Origin of the sequence: Thermovirga sp. (genome assembly GCA_012523215.1) — a bacterium.
Taxonomy (GTDB): domain Bacteria; phylum Synergistota; class Synergistia; order Synergistales; family Thermovirgaceae; genus 58-81.
Window position 1 is genome coordinate 1 of record JAAYIZ010000230.1, and the last position, 4,244, is coordinate 4,244.

Annotated in this window: 3 protein-coding genes; all 3 read right to left on the reverse strand. The window is 58.2% G+C overall.

Features of this window, described 5'->3' with window-relative positions; translation table 11 throughout:
- Positions 1–180: 180 nt before the first annotated feature.
- Entirely contained in the window at positions 181–2,148 is a 1,968-nt protein-coding gene (locus tag GX108_06495; GenBank protein ID NLO56684.1) for a TRAP transporter permease, read from the reverse strand.
- Positions 2,149–2,233: 85 nt separating this feature from the next.
- Entirely contained in the window at positions 2,234–3,175 is a 942-nt protein-coding gene (locus GX108_06500; GenBank protein NLO56685.1) for a TAXI family TRAP transporter solute-binding subunit, read from the reverse strand.
- Between the two features lie 136 nt (positions 3,176–3,311).
- The coding region (locus GX108_06505) for an MFS transporter (GenBank protein ID NLO56686.1) at positions 3,312–4,244 on the reverse strand (933 nt) is incomplete at its 5' end.

The window sequence follows — 4,244 nt, forward strand, 5'->3', positions numbered from 1 at the left end:
GTGGAGCCTACCACGAAGGATTGTCCCTACTGCTTTTCCACGGTGCCCCTCAAGGCGATCCGTTGTCCCTTCTGTACTTCCGAACTCGCCTGAAGTTAGCCGGAGTCCAGGCCAGAGCGAGGTCGACAAAAAAAGGGGGGGGCGGTGAAACCGCCCCCCCCTTTTTGTATATCTTGCCTTCTATGGGCTCGCTGCGACTATCCTTCGGACACTGAGGATCTTCAGGGCGATCAGCGCCGCGGTGATGAACAGGGCCGACGCCACCTTCAGACGATAATCGGGCAAGAAGGCGGAAACAGCGGCGATGAACAGGACCGCCCTCACGGGGTAGCCCAATTTATCGAACATCCACCCCTGCAGAGCGGCCGCCAGGCTGAAGACGCCGGCCAGGGACGCGACGACAATAATGGCGAGGGGGATCCAGGAAAAATTCTCCAGCAGGATCACCGGGGTGTAGATAAAGGTGTAAGGGATAAGATAGGCCACGAGGGCTATGCGGGTGGCCATGAAACCCGTCTCGCTGGGGTTGCCCCCGGCTATCCCGGCGCCGGTGAAGGCCGCTAGGCAGACCGGCGGGGTCAGGTCGGCCATGATGCCGAAGTAGAAGACAAAAAGATGGGCCGCGAGGGGTAGTACCCCCATCTTGACCAGCGCGGGGGCGATCATCGTGCTTGTCACGATGTAGTTCGCCGTGGTGGGGAGCCCCATTCCGAGCACCAGGCAGGCTACCATGGAAAGGAGCAGCGTGGGGAAGAGCATACCCTTGGATATGTCGATAATGTTGTTGGAGATCGTCAGCCCCAACGCTGTTAGCGATGAAGTCCCGACGATGAAGCCCACGAGCGCACAGGCGAGGGCCACGCCCAGGGCGCACCGCGCCCCTTCCTCGAGGGCGTCGCAGAGGTCACCGATCCCCATCCGGGTATGCTTGCGGAGAAGGCTCACGGCAACGACGCTTATGATACCCCAGAACGCTGCCGCGAGGGGAGTGTACCTGTTCAGGAGCATGCCGATAATGACAAACAACGGTACGATCAGGTGACCGTCCTTTTTCAAGACCTGCTTCAGCGAGGGGAGGAGCGCTTTGGAAAGCCCCCTGAGGTCCCTGTGCCTGGCCCTCAGGTGGACGGCAATAAAGAGGGCGATGTAGTAGAGCAGGGCCGGTATCGCGGCCCCGGCCGCGATTCTCAAGTATGAGACTCCTAGGAATTCGCTCATGATGAAGGCCCCGGCTCCCATGATGGGCGGCATTAACTGGCCCCCGGTGGAGGCGGCGGCCTCGACGGCCCCGGCGAACTCCGGTTTGTAGCCCACTTTTTTCATGAGCGGAATAGTGAAGGCTCCCGTGGTGGCCACGTTGGCCACGGAGGAGCCGCTGATGGTCCCCAAGAGGCCCGAGGCTACGACGGCTACCTTTGCGGGGCCACCGGGAGAGTGTCCCGCCATGGCCAGGGCGAGTTCGTTGAAGAACCTGGCTCCCCCGCTCTTGCCCAGAAAGGCTCCGAAAAGGATGAACATGAACACGAAAGTGCTGGAGACCCCGAGGGCGACGCCGAAGATGCCCTCCTGGGTCAGGTACATGTGCTGGATAATCCGGTTGATCGAGTAGCCCCTGTGCATGAACATGAAGGGCATGAAGCGTCCGAAATAGCAGTACAGGAGGAAAAAGATGCTCAGGAAGGGAAGGACCTTCCCAGCCACCCTCCTGCCGGCCTCCAGGATCATCACCATGGTGATGATGCCGAGCCAAACTTCATGGGGCTGAACCTGGGCCCCCCTCCGGGCTATCTCGTTGAAGAAGAATATGATGTATCCCGTCCCCACGCCGGCCGTCGCCGCCAGGATCCAGTCAAACCAGGGGATTTTGGTCTTGTCCTCGCCCTTGCGGCCCGGGTAGAGGAGAAAGACGGCCACGACCGCGAAGGTAAGGTGAACGGCGCGGTGGATCGAAGTGGGTAAAAGGCCTATCCCGGAGGTGTAAAGATGGAAAAGGGACATGGCTATCAACCAGGCTGAGACGATCATCTTCGACAAACCGACGGGCCGGCGAAAGCGGCTCTCGATGTCGTACTTCTCCACTATGCTTTGGAGGTCTTCCTCCTCTATTTCATGAACCAGCGGTGTCATGGAGGTTTCGTCCTTTCCCATGTTAAACCCCATTCCTGATAGGGCCCGGGCCGACAACCGCTCCGGCCCGGGCCCTCAAATATTTTGTGGAGAACCTGAACCGGCCTTACATCACTTCGTCGTAATACCTCCTGGCTCCATAGTGCATCGGGATAAGTATGTACTGAATATTTTCGGGAGCCATGGTATCCATCATGGCCCGTACGGCCAGAAGATCATCCTTATGCTCGAAAAGGGCCTTGGTCATCCGGTAGGCCAGGTCACCGTCGACATCCTTGTTGATGGCGAGGATGTTCCAACTGGCGTAGGTCTTGACCTCGTTGGGCTGGTTGGAGTAGTAGTTGGCCGGGATGGTGAAGGGCACCCAATAGGGTGTCTCGGCTATGACCTTGTCACGAATGTTGTCGGGGACATCGATAAACTCGACAACCCCCAGGGTTGCGGCTTCAACAACACCCGCCATTCCGAGGGAACCGACCATCACGGCGGCGTCGATCCGTTTGTCGCTGAAGGCGGTTGCCGTGTCGCCGACCCCGAGGTTCTCGGCCTGGATGTCCTTGTCGGGGTCGATCCCCGCGAGCCTGAGCAGTTGGCGCGCGGTGACCTCGGTGCCGCTTGCGACGGCCCCGATGGAAACCCTTTTGCCTTTGAAATCATCGAGGGTCTTGATGCCGCTTCCCTTGGCGATCATGAGCTGGGTCGGCTCCGGGTAGAGGGGAACCAGGGCCCTGATGTATTCCTGAGGGTTGCCCTCAAATTTGTCCCTTCCAAGGTAGGCATAGTAATAAAGACCGTCCATGAACCCTGTCTCCGCTTCACCACTGCCCATGAGCTGGATGTTGTTGACAGTGCCGCCGGTGGACTGGGCGCTGGCCTTTATGCCCTCGATGTTATCGTTCCAGATTTTGGCCATCGCCGCGCCAAGGGGATAATAGGCGCCTCCCGTGCTTCCCGTGGCGATGTTGATAAATGTCACGGCCGACGCGGCGCCTGCCACGAGGCCAGCCATCACCATCGCAAGGACCAGGATCTTCAAACCTCTTCTCATTTCCGAGAAACCTCCTTAAGGAAAGTCACCTCGTGAGGAAAGGTGCAGACAATATATACCTTATAAACGGGTTCACTGTCAAAGGAATCGCTAATTTACCAGCAGGGAAAGGGATGATAGCGAAAAAGGGGGATGATCATTCTTCCTTGAGAGTGTCCCCGGTCGGTGAGAAAACCCTGAACCGACGGTGCACCTTTGGGGCGAAGAGGATTATAATGCCGCAAATTATCCTGAAGGCCCAGGCGAAATTCAAGTACCGGGCGATGAAACCGGTCAGGACGGGTGAGATGAAGTAGCATCCGGCCATGAAAAACCAGACCAGCGAGGTGGCCTTCGGCCGGAGCCTCGCGGGGACCGCGTCACCGATAAGGGCTAGGTGAAGAGGAAAGCCGTACCCCATTCCGATACCGTAGACCACCCCCCAAAAAATCATCCAGATGTCGCTGTTCACAAAGGTTACGGCCACCGACGCGAAAGCCGTCACCGAGAAGCTCAGGGCCGCCAACCTGCTCCGTGGCAGGCGATCCATGAGCTTGAAGCCGAAAAGCCTTATCAGCAGCCCCGTGAGGGCCTGGGATGAGATGAAGGATGAAGCGAGCAAGTTCCTCTCCAGGGCAAGGCCAGCCATGGAGACGATGGCGGCGTCGGTCATGGCGAAGAGGATTACCGAAGCCAAGAGGGTCCTTGATGTGTTTATCATTAAAACCTCGGAATAGGTCCCCCAATATACATTCTCAAGGTTCATATCATCGTCGGGAGGAATGGTGATGGCAACAGCCAGGCAGAGGATGGCGGGCAGAAGGGGTGACCAGATATAGGCATAAAAGAAGCCTCTTCGCAAAAGCCCTTCGGCGATGGGAAGCAGTGCTATAAGAGGCGCGATGGTGCCGGCACTGGCGAGGGTGAAGGAAGAGCCCCGGATCTTTTCCGGTACGGCCAGAGCCTGGTAGGTGGTCAGGCCCACAATAAAAAGGCTTGAAGAAAAACCCGTAAGAGCTCGAAAAATCAGTATCAGGGAGACGGAAGACCCCGCCAGGGCAACCCCGGCCCCGCTGGCCATGCAAAAGAA

Bases quoted from the DNA above. Each gene is read 5' to 3' on its own strand.
- GX108_06495 (NLO56684.1), bottom strand. From the start codon at position 2,148: ATGGGAAAGGACGAAACCTCCATGACACCGCTGGTTCATGAAATAGAG.
- GX108_06500 (NLO56685.1), bottom strand. From the start codon at position 3,175: ATGAGAAGAGGTTTGAAGATCCTGGTCCTTGCGATGGTGATGGCTGGC.